At 73.2% G+C, this 21,036-nt stretch carries 18 protein-coding genes and 1 pseudogene; 7 read left to right on the top strand and 12 right to left on the bottom strand.

Features of this window, described 5'->3' with window-relative positions; genetic code table 11:
- The first annotated feature begins 13 nt into the window (after positions 1-13).
- The 5 genes and pseudogenes from EKG83_RS35750 to EKG83_RS35770 all read left to right on the top strand — a co-directional run bounded on the left by EKG83_RS35750 (position 14) and on the right by EKG83_RS35770 (position 6,688).
- Positions 14-1,630 (top strand): glucose-6-phosphate isomerase, encoded by a 1,617-nt coding sequence (locus tag EKG83_RS35750; RefSeq protein ID WP_033432499.1) that lies wholly within the window; start codon positions 14-16, stop codon positions 1,628-1,630.
- Positions 1,627-3,171 carry a glucose-6-phosphate dehydrogenase gene (gene zwf, locus EKG83_RS35755; RefSeq protein WP_033432500.1) on the top strand — a complete coding sequence of 515 codons (1,545 nt, stop codon included), beginning with the start codon at positions 1,627-1,629 and terminating at the stop codon, positions 3,169-3,171. The genes EKG83_RS35750 and zwf overlap by 4 nt, the downstream gene beginning before the upstream one ends.
- Positions 3,168-4,142 (top strand): annotated as a pseudogene (gene opcA / locus EKG83_RS35760) (glucose-6-phosphate dehydrogenase assembly protein OpcA); the annotation flags it as partial. The gene zwf and the pseudogene opcA, both read left to right, overlap by 4 nt.
- Before the next feature lie 365 nt (positions 4,143-4,507).
- The gene (pgl, locus tag EKG83_RS35765) at positions 4,508-5,257 is read left to right on the top strand and encodes a 6-phosphogluconolactonase (protein ID WP_033432501.1); all 750 of its coding nucleotides are present in this window, start codon (positions 4,508-4,510) and stop codon (positions 5,255-5,257) included.
- A 297-nt stretch (positions 5,258-5,554) separates the two neighbouring features.
- Complete coding sequence (locus tag EKG83_RS35770) at positions 5,555-6,688, top strand: sensor histidine kinase (protein WP_051766277.1); 1,134 nt, start codon at positions 5,555-5,557, stop codon at positions 6,686-6,688.
- Positions 6,689-6,873: 185 nt separating this feature from the next.
- Here the strand turns inward: EKG83_RS35770 and EKG83_RS35775 are convergent, their stop codons facing one another.
- The 3 genes from EKG83_RS35775 to EKG83_RS35785 all read right to left on the bottom strand — a co-directional run bounded on the left by EKG83_RS35775 (position 6,874) and on the right by EKG83_RS35785 (position 9,307).
- Positions 6,874-7,092 (bottom strand): hypothetical protein, encoded by a 219-nt coding sequence (locus tag EKG83_RS35775; RefSeq protein ID WP_033432503.1) that lies wholly within the window; start codon positions 7,090-7,092, stop codon positions 6,874-6,876.
- Positions 7,093-7,882: 790 nt separating this feature from the next.
- Positions 7,883-8,665 (bottom strand): hypothetical protein, encoded by a 783-nt coding sequence (locus EKG83_RS35780; protein WP_228122340.1) that lies wholly within the window; start codon positions 8,663-8,665, stop codon positions 7,883-7,885.
- Positions 8,666-8,944: 279 nt separating this feature from the next.
- Positions 8,945-9,307: a hypothetical protein gene (locus EKG83_RS35785; protein WP_033432505.1), complete on the bottom strand. Its 363-nt coding sequence runs from the start codon at positions 9,305-9,307 to the stop codon at positions 8,945-8,947.
- A 16-nt stretch (positions 9,308-9,323) separates the two neighbouring features.
- Here EKG83_RS35785 and EKG83_RS35790 point away from each other — a divergent pair, with 16 nt between their 5' ends.
- The gene (locus EKG83_RS35790) at positions 9,324-9,650 is read left to right on the top strand and encodes a hypothetical protein (protein ID WP_153278666.1); all 327 of its coding nucleotides are present in this window, start codon (positions 9,324-9,326) and stop codon (positions 9,648-9,650) included.
- Positions 9,651-9,725: 75 nt separating this feature from the next.
- On the opposite strand, the gene EKG83_RS35795 is transcribed toward EKG83_RS35790, so the two are convergent.
- From EKG83_RS35795 to gap, 5 genes are all read right to left on the bottom strand, one after another.
- On the bottom strand, positions 9,726-10,070 hold the full coding sequence (locus EKG83_RS35795; RefSeq protein ID WP_033432506.1) for an RNA polymerase-binding protein RbpA: 345 nt from the start codon (positions 10,068-10,070) through the stop codon (positions 9,726-9,728).
- Between the two features lie 44 nt (positions 10,071-10,114).
- Positions 10,115-10,345 (bottom strand): preprotein translocase subunit SecG, encoded by a 231-nt coding sequence (secG, locus tag EKG83_RS35800; RefSeq protein WP_033432507.1) that lies wholly within the window; start codon positions 10,343-10,345, stop codon positions 10,115-10,117.
- An 89-nt stretch (positions 10,346-10,434) separates the two neighbouring features.
- Positions 10,435-11,223, bottom strand: a complete 789-nt coding sequence (gene tpiA / locus EKG83_RS35805) for a triose-phosphate isomerase (protein WP_033432508.1) — start codon at positions 11,221-11,223, stop codon at positions 10,435-10,437.
- Positions 11,223-12,386, bottom strand: a complete 1,164-nt coding sequence (locus EKG83_RS35810) for a phosphoglycerate kinase (protein WP_033432509.1) — start codon at positions 12,384-12,386, stop codon at positions 11,223-11,225. Before EKG83_RS35810 ends, tpiA begins: the two co-directional genes overlap by 1 nt.
- Before the next feature lie 19 nt (positions 12,387-12,405).
- Positions 12,406-13,410 carry a type I glyceraldehyde-3-phosphate dehydrogenase gene (gap, locus tag EKG83_RS35815; protein WP_033432510.1) on the bottom strand — a complete coding sequence of 335 codons (1,005 nt, stop codon included), beginning with the start codon at positions 13,408-13,410 and terminating at the stop codon, positions 12,406-12,408.
- 473 nt (positions 13,411-13,883) lie between these two features.
- Between gap and EKG83_RS35820 the strand changes: the two genes are divergently transcribed.
- Positions 13,884-15,962, top strand: a complete 2,079-nt coding sequence (locus EKG83_RS35820; RefSeq protein ID WP_051766270.1) for an acyltransferase family protein — start codon at positions 13,884-13,886, stop codon at positions 15,960-15,962.
- 72 nt (positions 15,963-16,034) lie between these two features.
- On the opposite strand, the gene whiA is transcribed toward EKG83_RS35820, so the two are convergent.
- From whiA to uvrC, 4 genes are read right to left on the bottom strand one after another with little or no spacing between them, the layout of a single operon-like run.
- Positions 16,035-17,021, bottom strand: a complete 987-nt coding sequence (gene whiA / locus EKG83_RS35825) for a DNA-binding protein WhiA (RefSeq protein ID WP_033432511.1) — start codon at positions 17,019-17,021, stop codon at positions 16,035-16,037.
- Positions 17,012-18,043, bottom strand: coding sequence for a gluconeogenesis factor YvcK family protein (locus EKG83_RS35830; RefSeq protein ID WP_033432512.1), 1,032 nt, complete (start codon positions 18,041-18,043; stop codon positions 17,012-17,014). Before EKG83_RS35830 ends, whiA begins: the two co-directional genes overlap by 10 nt.
- Complete coding sequence (gene rapZ / locus EKG83_RS35835) at positions 18,040-18,897, bottom strand: RNase adapter RapZ (RefSeq protein ID WP_051766279.1); 858 nt, start codon at positions 18,895-18,897, stop codon at positions 18,040-18,042. Before rapZ ends, EKG83_RS35830 begins: the two co-directional genes overlap by 4 nt.
- A 26-nt stretch (positions 18,898-18,923) precedes the next feature.
- Positions 18,924-20,864: an excinuclease ABC subunit UvrC gene (gene uvrC, locus EKG83_RS35840; RefSeq protein WP_084716691.1), complete on the bottom strand. Its 1,941-nt coding sequence runs from the start codon at positions 20,862-20,864 to the stop codon at positions 18,924-18,926.
- Between the last annotated feature and the right edge of the window lie 172 nt (positions 20,865-21,036).

A 21,036-nucleotide genomic window follows, 5' to 3' on the forward strand; every position in this document is an offset into this window, starting at 1 on the left:
GGACAGGACTGACATGAGCCAGGTGATCTCCGTGGAGATCGTCCGCACACCGAACCAGGAGCAGGTCGACACCGTCATCGGTGACCTGGTCCGGGACTCGGCGCCGAGCAAGCTCACCGCCGCCGACCCCACCCTGTGGGGTCCGGCGGCCGAGTCGGAGGCGTCGATCCGCCTGGCGTGGACGACGCTGCACGAGACGTCGCGCCCGCTGGTGGCCGAGATCACCGCGCTGCGCGAGGAGCTGCTCGCCGAGGGCGTGGACCGCGTGGTCCTCGCCGGGATGGGCGGCTCCTCGCTGGCACCCGAGGTGATCACCGGCACGGCGGGCGTGCCGCTGGTCGTGCTCGACACCACCGACCCGGGCCAGGTCGCCGACGCGCTGGCGGGCGACCTGGAGCGCACCGTGCTGGTGGTGTCGTCGAAGTCGGGCGGCACCGTCGAGACCGACAGCCACCGGCGGATCTTCGAGGAGGCGTTCACCGCCGCGGGCGTGGACGCCGCCTCGCGGATCGTCGTGGTGACCGACCCGGGCTCGCCGCTGGAGGCGGCGTCCCGGGAGGCGGGTTACCGAAGGGTGTTCCTGGCCGACCCGCACGTGGGCGGCCGCTACTCGGCGCTGACCGCGTTCGGCCTGGTCCCCGCGGGCCTGGCCGGCGCGGACGTCGGCGCGCTGCTGGACGAGGCGGCCGCGGCGGCCCCGCTGGTCGCCGCGGACTCGCCGGACAACCCGGCCGTGGTGCTGGCCGCCACCTTCGCCGTCGCGCACGCGCACGGCGCGGAGAAGGTGGTGTTCGCGGACACCGGCTCGGGCATCTCCGGGTTCGGCGACTGGGCGGAGCAGCTGATCGCCGAGTCCACCGGCAAGGACGGCACCGGCCTGCTGCCGGTGGTCGTGGAGGGCCCGGGCGCGCCCGGGTTCGTCGACGCCGGCTCGGACGCCACCACCGTGGCGATCGGGCCGGCCACCGGCTCGTCCACGCTGTCCGTGCAGGGCCCGCTCGGGGCGCAGTTCCTGGTGTGGGAGTACGCGACCGCGCTGGTGGGCCGCGTGCTGGAGATCAACCCGTTCGACCAGCCGGACGTGGAGGCGGCCAAGAAGGCGGCCCGGTCGCTGCTGGACTCCCCCGCCGCGTCGTCGGCGTCGCCCGCGTTCACCGACGGCCCGATCGAGGTCTACCCGAGCGAGGGCTGGCTGTCGCCGGACGTCAAGACCGTCGCCGAGGCGATCCGGGCGCTGGTGGCCGCGGCGCCCGCGCACGGCTACCTCTCCGTGCAGGCATACCTGGACCGGGTCGACGACTCCTCGTTCGCCCTGGTCCGGCCCGAGCTGGCGCGGCGCGCCCACCTGCAGACCACCTTCGGGTGGGGGCCGCGGTTCCTGCACTCCACCGGCCAGTACCACAAGGGCGGCCACCAGAACGGCGTGTTCCTGCAGCTCACCGGTGCCTCGGAGACGCAGCTGGACGTGCCCGGCCGCCCGTACGACCTCAGCACGCTGCAGCTGGCGCAGGCGCTGGGCGACGGCCAGGTGCTGGCCGAGCGCGGGCGCCCGGTGCTGCGGCTGCACCTGACCGACCGCGTCGCCGGGCTGGCGCAGCTCGTCGAGGCAATTCAGGAGGATGGTTCGTGACTGCGCCTGCCGCCAAGCGCAATCCACTGCGGGACCCCCGGGACAAGAGGCTCCCGCGCATCGCCGGCCCCTCCGGCCTGGTGATCTTCGGCGTGACGGGTGACCTGTCGCGCAAGAAGCTCATGCCCGCCATCTACGACCTGGCCAACCGCGGCCTGCTGCCGCCGGGCTTCGCGCTCGTCGGCTTCGCCCGCCGCGACTGGGCCGACCAGGACTTCATGCAGGTCGTGCACTCCGCGGTGAAGGAGCACGCCCGCACGCCGTTCCGGCAGGAGGTCTGGGACCAGCTCGCCGAGGGCATCCGGTTCGTCCAGGGCACCTTCGACGACGACCACGCGTTCGACACCCTGGCCACCACCCTGGCCGACCTGGACCGCGAGCGCGGCACGGGCGGCAACCACGCGTTCTACCTGTCGGTGCCGCCCAGCGCGTTCACCACGGTGGTCAACCAGCTCAAGCGCGCGGGCCTGGCCACGCCGCCGGCGGACAGCCCCGGCCAGTGGCGCCGCGTGGTGATCGAGAAGCCGTTCGGCCACGACCTGGCCAGCGCCAAGCAGCTGAACAAGACCGTCAACGACGTCTTCCCCGAGGAGTCGGTGTTCCGCATCGACCACTACCTCGGCAAGGAGACGGTGCAGAACATCCTGGCGCTGCGCTTCGCCAACCAGCTCTACGAGCCCATCTGGAACGCCAACTACGTCGACCACGTGCAGATCACCATGGCCGAGGACATCGGCCTCGGCGGTCGCGCGGGCTACTACGACGGCATCGGCGCGGCCCGGGACGTGATCCAGAACCACCTGCTCCAGCTCCTCGCGCTGACCGCGATGGAGGAGCCGGTGTCGTTCCGGCCGAGCGACCTGCGCGCGGAGAAGGTGAAGGTGCTCTCGGCGACCCGGGCCATCGACCCGTTCGACGAGACCACCGCCCGCGGCCAGTACACCGGCGGCTGGCAGGGCGGGCAGAAGGTGCCCGGCCTGCTGGAGGAGGGCGGGTTCGCCAAGGACTCGACCACCGAGACCTACGCGGCGATCACCTGCGAGGTGAACACCCGCCGCTGGGCGGGCGTGCCGTTCTACCTGCGCACCGGCAAGCGCCTGGGCCGCCGCGTCACCGAGGTGGCCGTGGTGTTCAAGCGGGCGCCGCACCTGCCGTTCGACGACACCGCGACCGAGGAGCTGGGGCAGAACGCCCTGGTCGTGCGGGTGCAGCCGGACGAGGGCGTGACCATGCGGTTCGGCTCGAAGGTGCCGGGCAACTCCATGGAGGTCCGGGACGTCACGATGGACTTCGGCTACGGCCACGCGTTCACCGAGTCCTCCCCCGAGGCGTACGAGCGCCTGCTGCTCGACGTGCTGCTGGGCGAGCCGTCGCTGTTCCCGAAGAACGACGAGGTCGAGCTGTCCTGGGAGATCCTCGACCCGGTGATCCGGCACTGGGCCGCCAAGGGCGAGCCGGAGAAGTACAAGGCGGGCACCTGGGGCCCGGCGTCGGCGGACGCGATGCTGGCCCGCACCGGCAGGAACTGGAGGCGTCCGTGATCATCGACCTGCCCTCGACGACCACGTCGCAGGTCAACAGCAAGCTGGTGCAGATCCGGGAGGAGGGTGGCGCGGTCACCCTCGGCCGGGTGCTGACGCTGGTCATCGTGACCGACGACGGCGCGAAGACCGAGGAGGCCGTGGAGGCGGCCAACGACGCCAGCCGCGAGCACCCCTGCCGGGTGATCGTGGTGGCCCGCGGCGCCCGCAAGGCCGCGCCGCGGCTGGACGCGCAGATCCGGGTCGGCGGCGACGCCGGCGCGTCCGAGGTGATCGTGCTGCGGCTGTACGGGGAGCTGGCCAACGAGGGCGCGTCCTGCGTGGTGCCGCTGCTGCTGCCGGACACCCCGGTGGTGGCGTGGTGGCCGAGCGACGCGCCGGCCGTGCCCGCCGACGACCCGATCGGCCAGCTCGCCCAGCGCCGCATCACCGACGCGGCGGCCGAGAAGAACCCGATCAAGGCGCTGGAGCAGCGGCGCACCGGGTACGCGCCGGGTGACACGGACCTGGCGTGGACGCGGTTGACGCTGTGGCGGGCGATGATCGCGTCGGCGTTCGACCTGCCGCCGTACGAGAAGGTCACCGAGGCCGAGGTGAGCGGGGAGAGCGACTCCCCGTCGACCGACCTGCTGGCGGCGTGGCTGGCCGCGTACCTGAAGGTGCCGGTGAAGCGGTCGAAGGCGGTGCGCGGCGAGGGCATCGTCGACGTGCGGCTGGTGCGCCGGTCCGGTGAGGTGGAGCTGTCGCGGCCGGACGGGAAGGTCGGCACGCTGACCCAGCCCGGTCAGCCGGAGCGGCGGGTGGCGCTGCAGCGGCGCCAGGTGCGGGACTGCCTGGCCGAGGAGCTGCGCAGGCTCGACCCGGACGAGGTGTACGAGACGGCGCTGAAGTCGCTGGGCAAGGTGGTGCGCGGGCGGACCGCGGCCAAGGCGCCCGCGGTGCCGCGCGGCAAGGGCAGGCCGGCGCCGGCGAAGGTGTCGCCGGACCACAAGCCGGTGGAGGCGGGTGCGGACGAGGCCGCGGTCCGGACGACCGCCGACGCGGAGACCGAGGTCTCGACGTCGCAGGACCGGAAGGTCGCGTCGGCCCGGGACGGCAAGGGCTCGGCGGCGCGGGACGGCAAGGCCCCGGCCAAGGCGCCCGCCAAGGCCGCCGACACCGCCGCGCCGACCGCGTCGGTCGCGGCCGCCGCGGGCAAGGGCCCGGCCAAGGCGGCGAAGACCCCGGCCAAGGCCGCCAAGTCCAAGTCCGGCACGGGCTCGGCTTCCGGTTCCGGCTCGGCTTCGGGTTCGGGTTCGGGGAAGGCGTCGGCCAAGTCCAAGGCGAAGGCGGGTTCGTGACCAAGCCCGAGGTGGTGGTGCACCGCGACGGCGACCTGCTGGCCGCCGCCGCGGCTGCCCGCCTGGTGACCGCCCTGGTGGACGCCCAGACCGCGCGCGGCACGGCGCACCTGGTGCTGACCGGCGGCCGGACCGGCATCGCGGTGCTGGAGCAGCTGCGCGCCACCCCGGCGCGGGACGCGGTGGACTGGTCGCGGGTCGAGCTGTACTGGGGTGACGAGCGGTTCCTGCCGTCCGGCCACCCCGAGCGCAACGAGACCCAGGCGCGCGAGGCGCTGCTGGACCACGTGCCCGTGCCCGCCGGGCGGGTGCACGTCGTGGAGCCGTCCGACGGGCGGTTCGGCGACGACCCGGACGCGGCCGCGGCGGCGTACGCCGAGGTGCTGGCGGGCCTGGGCGACGGCGCGGTGCCGTCGTTCGACGTGTGCCTGCTGGGTGTCGGGGAGGAGGGGCACGTCGCCTCGGTGTTCCCCGACTCCCCCGCGGTGCGCGAGCGCGAGCGCCCGGTCGTGGCGGTGCGGGACTGCCCCAAGCCGCCGCCGACCCGGGTGAGCCTGAGCCTGCCCGCGATCCGGGCGTCGCGCCAGGTGTGGCTGATGACCACCGGCGCGGCGAAGGCGGAGGCCGTGGCCGCCGCCCTGACCGGCACCGCCGAGGCCGACCTGCCCGCGGCCGGCGCCGTGGGCACCGAGCGCACCCTCTGGCTGCTCGACGCCGCCGCGGCGGCGAAGGTGCCCTCGGAGTAGTTCCCCACCGACCGGGTGGCCACCTCGGCCACCCGGTCGGTCCTTCTTCCCCGGTGTCCGGAGAACGGACGTTCGCGCTCGCAATTTGTTCGCCGCCCCCGCGTCCCTTTTCCGTGATCAGGCAGTCTCGGAGGGTGGGCGAGCGGGTCGGAGGCGAAGGGGCGGGTCATGCCAAGCGCGATGGCGACGCAGTACGGTGAGGACCGGCGGACAGCTGACTCGGGAGGTCCGACCCTGGCCGGCGACGCTGTGGAGAGGCTTCCCGGCGGTCGGGTCAACGGCGTTCCGACCGGTCGGGTGCCGCGGGCTGCCCGGGGATGGGTCGCGCGGTACCGGCAGTGGGCGTTCGACGTGGCCGCCGTGGCGATCGCGGCGCTCGACGTGTGGCTGCGGGTGGTGCCCGAGGCCGAGACGTACAACCACGTGCTGTCGGTCGTGGCCGTGGTGGCGGTGGCGCTGCGCCGGCGGTTCCCGTTCCTGGTGGTGCTGCTGACCGTGCCGGGGTTCCTGGCCGGGTGGGCGCAGCTGGCGGCGATGATCGCGCTGGGCACGCTGGCGCGGCGGAAGCTGCTGACGGCGCAGACGTACGTCGCGGCCGGGCTGGTGTGGTTCAGCCGGTTCTTCCTGTGGCCGGCGTCGGAGTTCACGGCGCTGACGTGGCAGACCCACGTGCACGACGCGATCTACGGTTGCCTGGTGGCCGGGATGCCCGTGGCGATCGGGTTGCTGGCGCACGCGCGGGAGGAGCTGTCGGCGCGGATCTCGGAGCTGGCGGTGAGCCGGGAGCGGGAGCGGTCGCTGCACGCGCGGGCCGTGCGGGCGGACGAGCGGGCGCGCCTGGCCCGCGAGATGCACGACGTGGTGTCGCACCAGGTGAGCCTGATCGCGATGCAGGCCGGTGCGCTGCGGGTGGCGGTGGAGGACCCGAAGGCCAAGCAGGTGGCGGGCACGATCCGGGCGCTGAGCACGAGGACCCTCGACGAGCTGCGGCAACTGGTGAGCGTGCTGCGCACCACCAACGGCGACGACTCACCCCAGCCGAGGGTGGAGGACCTGCCGCAGCTGATGGCGACGGCGGGGTTCCCGACAACCCTCGTGGTGCACGGCGAGGTGGCGAACCTGCCGGGCCCGGTGTCCGGTGCGGTGTACCGGACGGTGCAGGAGGCGCTGACGAACGTCAGGAAGCACGCGGACGGCGCCCCCACCCGGGTCCTGATCACGTATGACACGAACGTGTTGTACGCGGAGATCCGCAACGAAGCCCCGGCCCACCGGCAGGACAATGGGGGCCTGCCCGGTGGCGGGCACGGGCTGGTGGGGCTGCGCGAACGAGCCACCCTGCTGGACGGCGAGTTCGCGGCGGGGCCCACGGAGGACGGGGGGTACTTGGTGCGGGTGACGTTCCCGGTGACGAGGTCGCTGGACAACTGACCCCTACACGATGGGGTGATGGATGTACGGAAACACCGTTACCGTCCCTCGGTTGGAACATGAGGAAACCCGACCACACCCCTGGCACAGCACCCCGCCCCCTCCCTCAACGAACACCGGACGACGACCACCCCCAGCCGACACGACCCCCACCCCAGCCGACACGACCCCAGCAGCCGACACCCTCAACGACACTCCCCCTCCGCGACACCCACCTCCGCGACACCCACCTCCGCGACACCCACCTCCGCGACACCCACCTGGCGGCAGACCACCGGCCCCAGCACCCAGCCACCTGCTTGACGCAGCCGACGCAAGGACCGCAGCAGCGACTCCGGGTACGCGAGCGTGAACAGCAGCACCTCGCTGCCCGCGCTCACCGCGACCAGCGCCGCACCGCCCACGCCCCAGCAGCTCGCGCCTGGCAGTCCGGACGCCGGCGGGTCTCGGGGGACGCGGGTGGCGTGCCGGGCAGCGCGGGCACGTAGGCCAAGGCGGTCCTGGGTGCCGTGAGGGTGAGGTGGGTCGTGGCCGGGTCGCCTTGGCCCGCCTGGACCGGCTTGCTCAGGTCGGCGGGTAGGAGGGGAGATCGCGGGCCGGGTGGTGGGCGGCACGGCTGGCAGCGGCGCGGCGGTCAGGGTTGCGGCCAGGGCGAACCAGTGGACGGGTTTGGGGTGGGGTTGGGACCTCGGCCGCGGGGACAAGCGTTTGCGCGCCCAGTTTGTGCCGGAAGTGCTGGGGTTCTACCGGGGGGGTGCTGGGGATTCCGCGAGGGTGGCGCGCACCGGTGCGTTCAGGGGGCGCGGTGAGACGGCGGCGTGGGTGCCGGCGAGGTCGGTGGCGACGGTCTCGCGGTAGCGGGCTCGGGGGCCCGTTCGACGCCCCGCCCGTGTGACCCCCGATCCGGTGAACCGCGACCACACCGTGCCACCGTCGAGCTTTTCCGTCACCAGGAAGTGTTCGCCGTGGACCTGCACGTAGTCGTAACCCGGCACGGTGTGCGGACGGTCGAGCCGCGCCAGTAACCGGGCCGTGGGCGGGGCGCTCGCCGATCCGGGCGTCCTCGGCCAACGCGCTGGCCAGGGACTTGACCGCCACCACCCTACCCGGCGGTCGGTGGACCGCCTCCTGCACCAACGCAGCCGAGCCGGCCGCCGACGTCTTACCCGGGCAGTGCGGCGACACCCGGCGCGGTCACGCGCCGCCGCCGGGCACGGGGCGGGCGATGCGCTGGGTCGCCTCGGGGTCGACCGGAGGGTCGAGAGGCGGGTCGGCGGGGTGCGGGGTCAGGCAGCCGAGGGCGAACGCGGCGGCGGCCGCGCCGAGGATGAACAGGACCTCGGTGGCGGGCGAGGGTGCCATGACGCGCAGCGCGGACAGCGAGATGACGGCGACCAGGCCGGTGCCGACGCCGGCGGGCAGGAACCGGGTGGCGCGCCGCCACCGGCTGGCCGGCAGGCGTCGCCGGGCGAGGGCGACGAGCGCCGCCACCCACGCGAGCGCGGTCAGGCCGAGCACCGCCAGGCCGAACACCCCGTACACCGACCACACCGACCCGCGCACGTCAGCGGTCGTCGCCACGCCGGCGATGACGTCGCGGTTGACGTCCAGCACCTCCAGCGCGGTGGGCAACAACCCCGTGGCCTGGCCGCCCAGTTGGCCCAGGTCGAGGACGAAACCGCGGGTGACGCTCTGCCCGGCGGGCACGTCGAACGGCAGGGTGGTGTCGTAGGAGAAGAACGTGAGGGCGAGCGCGGTGCCGGAGACCCTGATCGCCTTGACGTGGTGGACGGTGTCCCCTCCGTTGTGGACGGTCACGTCGATCCTGGGCGCGGCGGCCGGGTCGAGGACGAGGGTGTCCCGGCCGACCGGTGTTCCGTCCACTGTGGCGTGGACGGTGACGTCGCCGCCGTCGGCGTGGGCCGGGGTGATCCCCGAGAGGATCCCGCACAGGAGCAGTGGGACGAGGCTGCTCATAATGCGTCTCACAGGGCACCTCATGGTGGGGAGCGGACTGGTCCGGGAGTTCGGTATGCGATCGGCAGGAACACTAGCTTTACTCGGCGCCCTGGTATACGGCGTCACGGCGCTCGTAGCGACACCGGTATCCGCGCAGCAGCAGCAGCAGCCGTCGGCGACGGCGGCGGTGAGCCCTGCCTCGGGTCCGGTGGGAACGTCGTTCACGGTGAGCTGGGCGAACCTGTACCTGGACCCGGATTGCCAGGACTACTCGGTGCGGCTGGTGTGGGACTCGGGTCAGGTGGTGGGCTCGGGTCGGCACTCGGGCCGGGGGCGTGGTTCGGGCACGGGGACCGTGCCGGCGGGGGCGTCGGCCGGTGCGCACCGGGTGACCGTCCGGCCTTCGTGCGCGGCGACGGGTGCGCCGTCGGCTTCCTTCTCGGTGACCGTGCCGCCGACCACGACGACGACGCCGGCGGTCACCACCACCACGACGACGACCGCTCCCCCGCCGACCACGACCACCACCCAGCCGTCGCGGACGACGACCACGACCACCACGACCACCACGACGACGACCAGTGCGACGACCACGACGGACAGCGCGCCGTCCGGGACCGGGACGACGACGCGGCCGTTCGACGGGGACGGCGCGCTCACCCTGGACCGGGACAACGTGCAGCCGGGTGACCCGCTGACCGCGACCGGCACGGGGTGCACGCCGGGGTCGGAGGTCCGGCTCAGCTCGCTGGGCGAGGACGTGGGCACGGCGCGGGCCGACGGGTCGGGGACCTTCAGCACGCGGGTCGAGTTCCGGACCGTCCAGCCGGGTCGCCACGTGATCCGCGCGGACTGCGGCGTGGTGCTGGTGGGCAGCGTCGACGTGGCGCTGACCAGCTCGACCGGCGGGACCACGTCGACGCTGGTGGTGCTGGTGTTCTTCGTGCTGGCGGGTGCCTTCCTGGTGCGCCGCCAGTTCGCCGGCCTGTTCGCCAGGGGCTGAACGAAAGATGGCCCCGCGGGATAACCCGCGGGGCCACCACCCGGCCTCGGAGGACCGGGTCACGCCATCCCCCGACTAGGGCTCTTCGCGCTGCTTGCGCAGCTTGTTGAGCGCCTCTTCGAGGATCGCCTCGCCGTCCGCGTCGGAGCGGCGCTCCTTCACGTACGCCAGGTGCGTCTTGTACGGCTCGTTGCGCGGCGGAGCAGGCGGTGCCTGCTCGTCGCGCCCCGCCGGGAGACCGCACCGGGGGCAGTCCCAGTTCTCCGGGATCTCCGCCTCGACCGCGAACGACGGCCTGGACTCGTGCCCGTTCGCGCACCAGTACGACACCCGACGTCGGGGCGCGGACTCGCCGCGTTCCGATTCGCCCATCGGGCCTGCGCCGACGCGGGTACCGCGAATCGCGTTACCACCAGCCATCGACCCTCACACCCCCACCACGTGGTTTCCCTGTATCCGTCAGGTCAGAGCTTGAGCAGCAGCCCGATCCCGACGATGGCGATGACCCAGACCGCGCCGACGAACAGCGTCAGCCGGTCGAGGTTCTTCTCCACCACGCTGGAACCGGACAGGCTCGACTGCATACCGCCGCCGAACAGCGAGGACAGACCGCCGCCGCGCCCCCGGTGCAGCAGCACCAGCAGGATGAGCAGCAAACTGGAGACGATCAACAGGATCTGCAGGAACAGGATCATTTCTTCCTCGCTGTCAGGCAGGTGACGCCACAGAGTACCCGGTCAACTGCCGACCGTGGACCACTGCCGCGGGAGTGCGTGTCAACCGATCAGGGTAGAGGGCCGCCGGCGGCGAGCGCGCACAGCTTGGCGAACTCGTCCGCGTCCAGGCTCGCTCCGCCGACGAGGGCACCGTCGACGTCCTTCTGGGCGACCAGCTCGGCGATGCTGCCCGACTTCACCGAACCGCCGTAAAGCACCCGAACGGCCGAGGCGACGTCCTCGCCGTGGAGCTCGGCGAGCTTGGCGCGCAGGGCGGCGCAGACCTCCTGCGCGTCCGCGGCCGAGGCCACCTTGCCGGTGCCGATGGCCCAGACGGGCTCGTAGGCGATGACGACGTCGCGGACCTGCTCGGCGGACAGGCCGGCCAGGCCCGCCACCAGCTGGTCGGTGCAGAACCGCACGTGGTCGCCGGCCTCGCGGACGTCGACCCGCTCGCCCAGGCAGAAGATCGGGGTGATGCCGTGCTTGAGCGCGGCCTTGACCTTCTTGTTGACCAGGGCGTCGTCCTCGTGGTGGTACTCGCGCCGCTCGGAGTGGCCCACGGTGACGTAGGAGCAGCCGAGCTTGGCGAGCATCGGGCCGGACACGTCACCGGTGTAGGCGCCGGAGTCGTGCGGCGAGAGGTCCTGCGCGCCGTACTTGAGCAGCAGCTTGTCGCCGTCGACGAGGGTCTGGATGGACCGGATGTCGACGAACGGCGGCAGCACCGCGACCTCGACCTTGGCGAAGTACTTCTCCGGGAGGGAGAAGGCGATCTTCTGCACCAGGGCGATGGCTTCCAGGTGGTTGAGGTTCATCTTCCAGTTGCCCGCGATGAGGGGCTGGCGCGCGGCCATCAGTCCTCCAGCACCTTCACGCCGGGGAGCTCCTTGCCCTCCAGGAACTCCAGGGAGGCCCCACCACCGGTGGAGATGTGCGAGAAGCCGTCCTCGGGCAGGCCCAGGGCGCGCACGGCCGCGGCGGAGTCGCCGCCGCCGACCACGGTGAACGCGTCGCTCTTGACCAGGGCCTCGGCCACGGCGCGGGTGCCGCCGGAGAACGCCTCGAACTCGAACACGCCCATGGGGCCGTTCCAGAACACGGTCCTGGCGTCGGCCAGCTTGCCGGCGAACAGCTCGCGGGTCTCGGGGCCGATGTCGAGGCCCTCCCGGTCGGCCGGGATGGCGTCGGTGCGCACGACCTCGTAGGACGCGTCGGCGGCGAAGCCGGTGGCCGCGAGCACGTCGACGGGGAGCACGAGCTCGACGCCGCGCTCCTCGGCCTCCTTGAGGAAGCCGGCGACCTGCTCCAGCTGGTCCTCCTGGAGCAGCGAGTTGCCGACCTCGTGGCCCTGGGCCTTGAGGAAGGTGTAGGCCATGCCGCCGCCGACGAGGAGCCGGTCGACCTTGCCGAGCAGGTTCTTGATGACGCCGAGCTTGTCGGAGACCTTGGCGCCGCCGAGGACCACGACGTAGGGGCGCTGGAGGTCTTCGGTGAGCTTGTGCAGCACCTCGACCTCGGCCAGCACGAGGCGGCCGGCGTAGTGGGGCAGCTTCGCGGCCACGTCGTAGACGGATGCCTGCTTGCGGTGCACCACGCCGAAGCCGTCGGAGACGAACGCGTCGGCCTTGGCGGCCAGCTCGTCGGCGAGGGCGGCGCGCTCGGCGTCGTCCTTGCTGGTCTCGCGCGGGTCGAAGCGGATGTTCTCCAGCAGGACCACGGAGCCGTCGCCGGCGGTCTCGGTGCCGATGGCCACGTCCTGGCCGAGCAGCTCGCCGAGGCGGGCCGCGACGGGCGCGAGGGAGAACTTCGGGTCGGGCTCGCCCTTGGGGCGGCCCAGGTGGGCGGCGACCAGGACGCGGGCGCCGGCGTCGACCAGCGCCTTGATGGTGGGCACCGACGCGCGCACGCGGCCGTCGTCGGTGATGCGGTCGCCGTCGAGGGGGACGTTCAGGTCGGCGCGCACCAGCACGCGCCGACCCGACACACCCTCGCTGAGCAGGTCGTCGAGAGTCTTCACAGCGAGTGTCCCGTACCGCTCAGAGCTTGCTGGCGACGAGGTTGACCAGGTCGGCGAGGCGGTTGGAGTAGCCCCACTCGTTGTCGTACCAGCCGACGACCTTGACCTGGTTGCCGATGACCTTGGTCAGCGGCGCGTCGTAGATGCAGGACGCCGGGTCGGTGACGATGTCGGCCGACACGATCGGGTCGGTGTTGTAGCGCAGGTAGCCCTTGAGCGGGCCCTCGGCGGCGGCCTGGTAGGCGGCGTTGACCTCGTCCAGGGTGACGTCGCGGCCGACGGTCACGGTCAGGTCGGTGGCCGAGCCGGTGGGCACGGGCACGCGCAGGGCGTAGCCGTCGAGCTTGCCGTTGAGCTCGGGCAGCACGAGGCCGATGGCCTTGGCGGCGCCGGTGCTGGTGGGCACGATGTTCAGCGCGGCGGCGCGGGCGCGGCGCAGGTCCTTGTGCGGCGCGTCCTGCAGGTTCTGGTCCTGCGTGTAGGCGTGGATGGTGGTCATCAGGCCGCGCTCGATGGTGAAGCTGTCGTGCAGCACCTTGGCCAGCGGGGCCAGGCAGTTCGTGGTGCACGAGGCGTTCGAGATGACGGTCTGCGAGCCGTCGTACTGGCCCTCGTTGGCGCCAAGCACGACGGTCAGGTCCTCGTTCTTGGCCGGGGCCGAGATGATGACCTTCTTCGCGCCGCCCTCGTCGACGTGCTTGCGCGCGACGGTGGCGTCGGTGAAGAACCCGGTCGACTCGACGACGACGTCGACGCCGAGGTCCTTCCACGGCAGCTTGCCCGGGTCGCGCTCGGCCAGGGCCTTGATGACCTTGCCGTCGACCGCGATGCCCTCGTCGGTCACGGTGACCTCGGCGTTGAGCCGGCCGAGGATGGAGTCGTACTTGAGCAGGTGGGCCATCGTCTTGACGTCACCGAGGTCGTTGAAGGCGACGATCTCGATGTCGTGCCCGCTGGCCTGAACGGCGCGCCAGAAGTTGCGGCCGATGCGGCCGAACCCGTTGACACCTACGCGAACCGTCACGGTGAGTCTCCTCGATCTCGACTGGCGAAAGGACACCAGAGGCGTTCAGTCGTGGGCTGGACCAGGCAGCCGTGGTCAGCCTAGCCTCCGCGCTGAGGCCCTGGTCACTCGCATCACCAGCATCTCTTTATCGAGCAAGAAAATCCAGCTCGACGGTCTTGTTACCGCGAAGTAACAGGAGCAACGCCCGATCTCCCTCACGGGGCGCCGCGCCCGCGCCCCGCCGACCGAGGTGCGGTGACCGCCGCACCCTGCGCCGCCCGACCGGGGTGACACACCGTGTCCGACCGGGCAGTACGAGGTGTTCGGCCGTATGACATGCGATGTTCGAACGGATGACAGGCGTGGTTCGAACGCTTCGTGGATCACGGAACGTCAACAAGCGGGCAACAGACACCCAATCGCTCTACAAGAGGACCTCACGATCGGCTTATGCTTCGCCGCTTCCATCCGAACTCCCGTGGTGGTGCGCAGTGGCGTTGGCAACCGGCGAGTCGACCCCCGCGGCGGCGGCGACTCCCGCGAGGCCGGGCGGTTCCACCGCCCGCGGCGACATCCAGGGCCTGCGGGCGCTCGCGGTGGCCCTGGTGGTCTGCTACCACCTGCGCCCCGACTGGCTGACCGGCGGCTTCGTCGGCGTCGACGTCTTCTTCGTCATCTCCGGCTTCCTGATCATCGGCACGCTCACCGGCGAGGCGCGGCGCACCGGCCGGGTCCGGCTGCTCGCCTTCTACGCGCGCCGCGTGCGCCGGCTGCTGCCCGCCGCCACCGTCGTGCTGGTCGCCACCACGGCCGCGGCGCTGGCGCTGTTCCCGCTGTCGCGGCAGTCCGACGTGCTGCGCGAGGTGGTCTTCTCCGCGCTCAACGCGCAGAACTGGCTGCTGGCCGTGCTGTCCAACGACTACGGGCACGCCGGGGTCGGCGCCTCACCGGTGCAGCACTTCTGGTCGCTGGCCGTGGAGGAGCAGTTCTACCTGGTCATCCCGCTGGTGCTGCTGGGCGCCTGCGCCCTGGCGGCGCGCCGCGGCGGCCGGCCCGCGCGGTACGCGGCGGCGGCCGTCGGCCTGATCACGGTCGCCTCGTTCGCGTTCTCGGTGTACTACACGCCGCTCGACCACGGCGCGGCCTACTTCATCACCCCCACCCGCATGTGGGAGCTGGGCATCGGCGGCCTCGCCGCGATGGCCGCGCACCGGCTGCGCCCGGGTCGGGTGCAACGCGCGGCACTGGGCTGGGGCGGCCTGGCCGCGGTGCTGGTCAGCGCGGTCGTGTTCACCACCGACCTGGTCTTCCCCGGCTGGGTCGCGGCCGTGCCCGTGCTCGGCACGGCCGGCATGCTGGTCGCCGGGCTGGAGCGCAACGCCCTGTCGCGGCTGCTGGGCGTGCGGCCGCTGACCTACGTCGGCGACATCTCCTACAGCCTCTACCTGTGGCACTGGCCGGTGGTCGTGCTGCTGCTGGAGGTCTCCGGGCGCACCGCGCTCAACCGCTACGAGGTGCTCGCCGCCGGCGCCGCGAGCCTGGTCCTGGCCGCCCTGTCCACGCGGTTCGTGGAGGCACCGTTCCGCCGCTCGCCCCGCCCCCGGTTCCGGGCCACCTACGCGCTCGGCGCGGGCCTGGTCGCACTGAGCGTGGCCGTGGCGTCGACCGGGTGGGCGGTGGCCGAGGCCGAGCTGGCCGGGCTGCGCGGCCAGTCCGCGCTCGACGCCGACCACCCCGGCGCGCTGGCCCTGGACCCGGTCGACCCGCGGCCCGTCCCGCCGGGCGTGCCGCTGGTGCCCGCGGTGTCGGTGGCCGCCGAGGACGTCCCGTTCCGCGGCCTGACCGGCGACTGCGGCATCCACGACTTCACCGCCCCGCCCGAGGCGTGCACCTACGGCCGCCCCGACGCGCCCCGGACCGTCGTCGTCGTGGGCGACTCGCACGCCGGGCAGTACAGCACCCCGCTGGGCGAGTTCGTCCGCCTCGACGGCGGCGGCCGGTGGCGGGTCAAGGTGATGATCCGCAACGGCTGCCCGTTCAACGCGGTGCCGCCGGCGGAGTCCGGCTGGCCCCTGGAGGACTGCGCCCGGCAGAACGCCGCGCAGCTGGAGGCGCTGCGCGCCATGAAACCGGACCTGGTGGTCACCTCGGCGATGTCGCCCGAGTCCTACCGCGACGACCTCAAGTGGGGCTGGGAGTCCACCGCCCGCATGGTCGAGGGCTACCGGACCATGCTGACCGCGCTGTCCGACGCCCACATCCCCGTCGCGGTGATCCGCGAGCTGCCCAGGCCCGCGCGGCCCGTCGTGGCCTGCCTGGAGCGCAACCCGCGGCAGCCGGGCGCCTGCGACACGCCCCGCGCCGAGGCGCTGCCCCCGACCTCGCCGCTGGTCGAGGCCGCCACCGGGATCGAGGGCGTGTCCGTGGTCGACCTCACCGACTGGATCTGCCGGGCCGACACGTGCCCGGCCGTGGTCGGCAACGTCGTCGTCTACCGCGACAACCACCTGACCGACACCTACGCCAAGTCCCTGGCCGGACCGCTGCTGACCGCCCTCGGCCTGCGCTGAGGCCCGGCGCGGCCCGGACGGGCCCGAAGGCCGCCCCGGTGCCCAGGACCCCGGCGGCCCGGGCCCCGGTGCTCAGACCTCGGCCTCCAGCATGTCCGCGGTCACCGCGGACTCCGTGTCGGGCATGCCCAGCTCGCGGGCCCGCTTGTCGGCCATCGCCAGCAGCCGCCGGATGCGGCCGGCCACCGCGTCCTTGGTCATCTGCGGCTCGGAGAGCTGCCCCAGCTCCTCCAGCGACGCCTGCCGGTGCGCCAGCCGCAGCGCGCCCGCCGCGGCCAGGTGGTCCGGCGCCTCGGGCCCCAGGATCTCCAGCGCCCGCTGCACGCGCGCCGCCGCCGCCACCGCGGCCCGCGCCGAGCGCCGCAGGTTCGCGTCGTCGAAGTTCGCCAGCCGGTTGGCCGTGGCCCGCACCTCGCGGCGCATCCGGCGCTCCTCCCAGGCCAGCACGCTGTCGTGCGCGCCCAGCCTGGTCAGCATCGCGCCGATCGCGTCGCCGTCCCGGATCACCACCCGCTCCGCGCCGCGCACCTCCCGCGACTTCGAGCCGATGCCCATCCGCCGCGCCGCGCCGACCAGCGCCAGCGCCGCCTCCGGCCCGGGGCAGGTCACCTCCATCGACGACGACCGGCCCGGCTCGGTCAGCGAGCCGTGCGCCAGGAACGCGCCGCGCCACGCCGCCTCCGCGTCGCACACCCCGCCGGACACCACGGGCGCGGGCAGGCCGCGCACCGGTCGGCCGCGCGGGTCCAGCAGCCCGGTCTGCCTGGCCAGGCCCTCGCCGTCCTTGACCACGCGCACCACGAACCGGGTGCCCTTGCGCAGGCCGCTGGAGGTGATGGTGAACACGTCGGACTGGTGCCCGTACAGCTCGTGGATCTCGCGGCGCAGCCGCCGGGCCGTCGAACCCAGGTCCAGCTCCGCCTCGACGACCACCCGGCCGCCCACGATGTGCAGGCCGCCCGCGAACCGCAGCAGGGACGCGACCTCCGCCCGGCGGCAGCAGGTCTTGGAGACGGCCAGCCTGCTCAGCTCGTCCTTCACCGCAGACGTCATCGCCACGGTGCCTCGCCTCCCCTGGTCGTGCGATCGTCGGACAGGGTTGTACTCGACGCCCCGCCGGCCCCTTCAGCGGGGCCGTCCAACGCCCGCCGGATGCTCGACGCCAGCGCGACCGGGTCGTGGCGGTCCGCCGTGCCCGCCGCGGCGACCGGCGCGAGGTGCGCCTCGGCCCCCAGAGCTGCGGCGGCGCGCCGCAGGCGGTCCGGCACCGGCACCGCGCCGGTGTCCGCGATCACCGCGTCCACGCGCAGCCGCGGCGCGTGCGCGCACAGCACGTCCAGGTGCAGCTCCGGGGAGAAGCCCTCGGTTTCGCCCGGTTGGGGGACGAGGTTGAGCACCACGACCTTGCGCGCGGAGGTCCGCGTCAGCGCGTCGTGCAGCTCGGGCACCAGCAGGTGCGGCAGCACGCTGGTGAACCACGAACCCGGCCCGAGGAGCACCACGTCCGCGTCCAGCACCGCCTGCACCGCCTCCGGGCAGCCGCGCGGCGGCTCGCCCGACCCGCGCGGCCCGTGCAGGCGGATGCGCTGCACGCGCCCCGGCGTGGTGGCCACCGCGACCTGGCCGCGGATGCGGCGCACCACGTCGGCGTCGTCGTCCAGGCCCGTCACGTCGGCCTCGATCTCCAGCGGCTCGGTGCACATGGGCAGCACGCGCCCGCGCACGCCCAGCAGCCGGCCCGCCTCGGCCAGCACCGCCACCGGGTCGCCCAGCTGCTCCAGCAGGCCCGCCAGCACCAGGTTGCCCACCGCGTGCCCGGCGAGCGCGCCCGTGCCGCCGAACCGGTGCTGGAACAGCTTCGCCCACAGCGCGCTCGACTCGTCCGCGCCGGCCAGCGCCACCATCGCCTTGCGCAGGTCGCCGGGCGGCAGCAGGCCCAGCTCGCGGCGCAGGCGGCCCGAGGAACCGCCGTCGTCGGCGACCGTCACCACGGCCGTCACGTCGTCGGTCACCCGGCGCAGCGCGGTCAGCGTGGTGTGCAGCCCGCGCCCGCCGCCCAGCGCGACAGCTCTGCGGCTCACTCGCGTCCCAGATCCCGGTGGACGACCTTGACCGCCATGCCGTCCTCGTTCGCCAGGCGCGCCGCCAGCTCCTCGGAGATGGCCACGCTGCGGTGCTTGCCGCCGGTGCAGCCCACCGCCAGCGTCAGGTACCGCTTGCCCTCGCGCCGGTAGCCGGCGCCGATGAGCCGCAGCAGCTCGTGGTAGCGGTCCAGGAACTCCTCCGCGCCCTCCTGGGTCAGCACGTAGTTCCGCACGTCGCCGTCCAGGCCGGTCTGCTCGCGCAGCTCCGGGATCCAGAACGGGTTCGGCAGGAACCGCACGTCCATCACCAGGTCGGAGTCCATCGGCAGACCGTACTTGTAGCCGAAGGACAGCACCGTGACGCGGGTCCGCGCGGCCGCCTCGCTGCCGAAGGTGTCCTCGATCTTGTTGCGCAGCTGGTGCACCGACAGGGCCGAGGTGTCCAGCACCAGGTCGGCCTCCTCGCGCAGCGGCGTGAGCAGGACCCGCTCGGCCTCGATGCCGTCGGCCAGCCGGCCGTCGCCCTGCAGCGGGTGGCCGCGGCGGACCGCCTCGAACCGCCGGATCAGCACGTCGTCGGTGGCCTCCAGGAACAGCACCTTCGGCTTGTAGCCGCGCGCGTCCAGGTCCTTGATCACCGCCGCCAGGTCGTCGGTGAACGCGCGGCTGCGCACGTCCATGACCACCGCCACCCTGGTGATGGCGCCCCTGGCCTGCGCGCCCAGCTCCACCATGGTGGCGATCAGCTCGGGCGGCAGGTTGTCCACCACGAACCACCCGAGGTCCTCCAGGCACTTCGCGGCGGTGCTGCGGCCCGCGCCGGACAGGCCGGTCACCACCGCGACTTCGATGCCGGACTTCCCGCCGGCCGGTGCGCTCACTTCGTTTCCCCTTCGGTACCCGCCGCGCTCAACGACGCGTGCACGGCCTCGGCGGTGCGGCGGCCCACGCCCGGCACCACGCTGATCTCCTCGATGCTCGCCTCACGCAGCTTCTTCAGTGAGCCGAAGTGCCTGAGCAGGGCTGCCTTGCGCGTCTGGCCCAGCCCCGGCACGTCGTCCAGCGCCGAGGTCGTCATGCGCTTGGACCGCTTCTGCCGGTGGTAGGCGACGGCGAACCGGTGGGCCTCGTCGCGCACGCGCTGCAGCAGGTACAGGGCCTCGCTGGTGCGGGGCAGGATCACCGGGTCCGCCTCGCCGGGCACCCACACCTCCTCCAGCCGCTTGGCCAGGCCGACCACCGCCACGTCGGTGATGCCCAGCTCGGCCAGCACGTCCGAGGCCGCCTGCGCCTGCGGCGCGCCACCGTCGACGACCAGCAGGTTCGGCGCGTAGGCGAACCTGCGCGGCCGGCCGGTCTCCGGGTCGATGCCGGGGTTCGGGCCGGCGTCGGCGGTCTCCTTCAGGTACGCCTGGAAGCGGCGGCGCACCACCTCGGCGATCGACGCCACGTCACCCTGCTCGGCGGCCTCGCGGACGGCGAAGCGGCGGTACTCGGACTTGCGCGCCAGGCCGTCCTCGAAGACCACCAGCGAGGCCACCACGTCGGTGCCCTGCACGTGGCTGATGTCGGTGCACTCGATGCGCAGCGGCGCGGAGTCCAGCCCCAGGGCCTCCTGCAGCTCCTGCAGCGCCGCGGAACGGGCCGTCAGGTCGCCGGCGCGGCGCAGCTTGTGCTGCTGGAACGCCTCCTTGGCGTTGCGCTCCACGGTCTCCATGAGGGCCCGCTTGTCGCCGCGCTGCGGCACCCGCAGCACCACCCGGCCGCCGCGCAGGTCCGACAGCCACCCCTCCACCGCGGGCGCGTCGTCGGGCAGCTCCGGCACCAGCACCTCGCGCGGCACCGGCGCCGCCTCCACCCCGCCGACCCGCGCCGACTCCGCCTGCTCGCCGTAGAACTGGGTGACGAACTGGTCGATCAGGCCGGGCACGCCGATCTCGTCCACCTTGTCCACCACCCAGCCGCGCTGGCCGCGCACCCGCCCGCCGCGCACGTGGAAGACCTGGACGGACACCTCCAGCTCGTCCTGGGCGAACGCCACCACGTCGGCGTCCGTGCCGTCGCCGAGGACCACGGCCTGCTTCTCCAGGGCCCGCTTGAGCGCGGCCTGGTCGTCGCGCAGGCGGGCGGCCCGCTCGAACTCCAGCGCCTCGGCCGCGGCGTTCATCTCGCGCTCCAGCCTGCGGACCAGCGAGTCGGTGCGGCCCGCCAGGAAGTCGCAGAAGTCGTCCACGATGCCGCGGTGCTCGTCGGCGGTGACGCGGCCCACGCACGGGGCCGAGCACTTGTCGATGTAGCCGAGCAGGCAGGGGCGGCCGATCTGGCCGTGGCGCTTGAACACGCCGGTCGAGCAGGTGCGGGCCGGGAAGACGCGCAGCAGCAGGTCCAGGGTCTCCCGGATGGCCCAGGCGTGGGCGTAGGGGCCGAAGTAGCGCACGCCCTTGCGGCGCGGGCCGCGGTAGACGTGCAGGCGGGGGAACTCCTCGTTCAGCGTCACGGCGAGGACCGGGTAGGACTTGTCGTCGCGGTAGCGGACGTTGAAGCGGGGGTCGAACTCCTTGATCCAGTTGTACTCCAGCTGCAGCGCCTCGACCTCGGTCGTGACGACCGTCCACTCCACGCTCGCGGCGGTGGTGACCATCTGCCGGGTGCGCGGGTGCAGGCCGGCGAGGTCGGCGAAGTAGGAGTTGAGGCGGGAGCGCAGGTTCTTGGCCTTGCCGACGTAGACCACCCGGCCACCGGCGTCGCGGAACTTGTACACGCCGGGGGCTTCGGGGATGGTGCCTGTCGCGGGGCGATAGGTCGACGGATCGGCCACGCGACAAGCCTACGTGCGGGCACCGACAAGCGATCGCGTGGTTCGGTTCACCCGGTTCGGTGGGCGCGCGCCCCGGACCCGCGACGGGTGGTCGCGGGGCCGGGTCGGCGGGGTCGGTGGCCCGGGGTTCGGGGTCCGGCGTCCGGGGTCCGGGTGCGGGGTTCGCGGTGCC

Source organism: Saccharothrix syringae (genome assembly GCF_009498035.1).
In the GTDB taxonomy this organism is placed as follows: domain Bacteria; phylum Actinomycetota; class Actinomycetes; order Mycobacteriales; family Pseudonocardiaceae; genus Actinosynnema; species Actinosynnema syringae.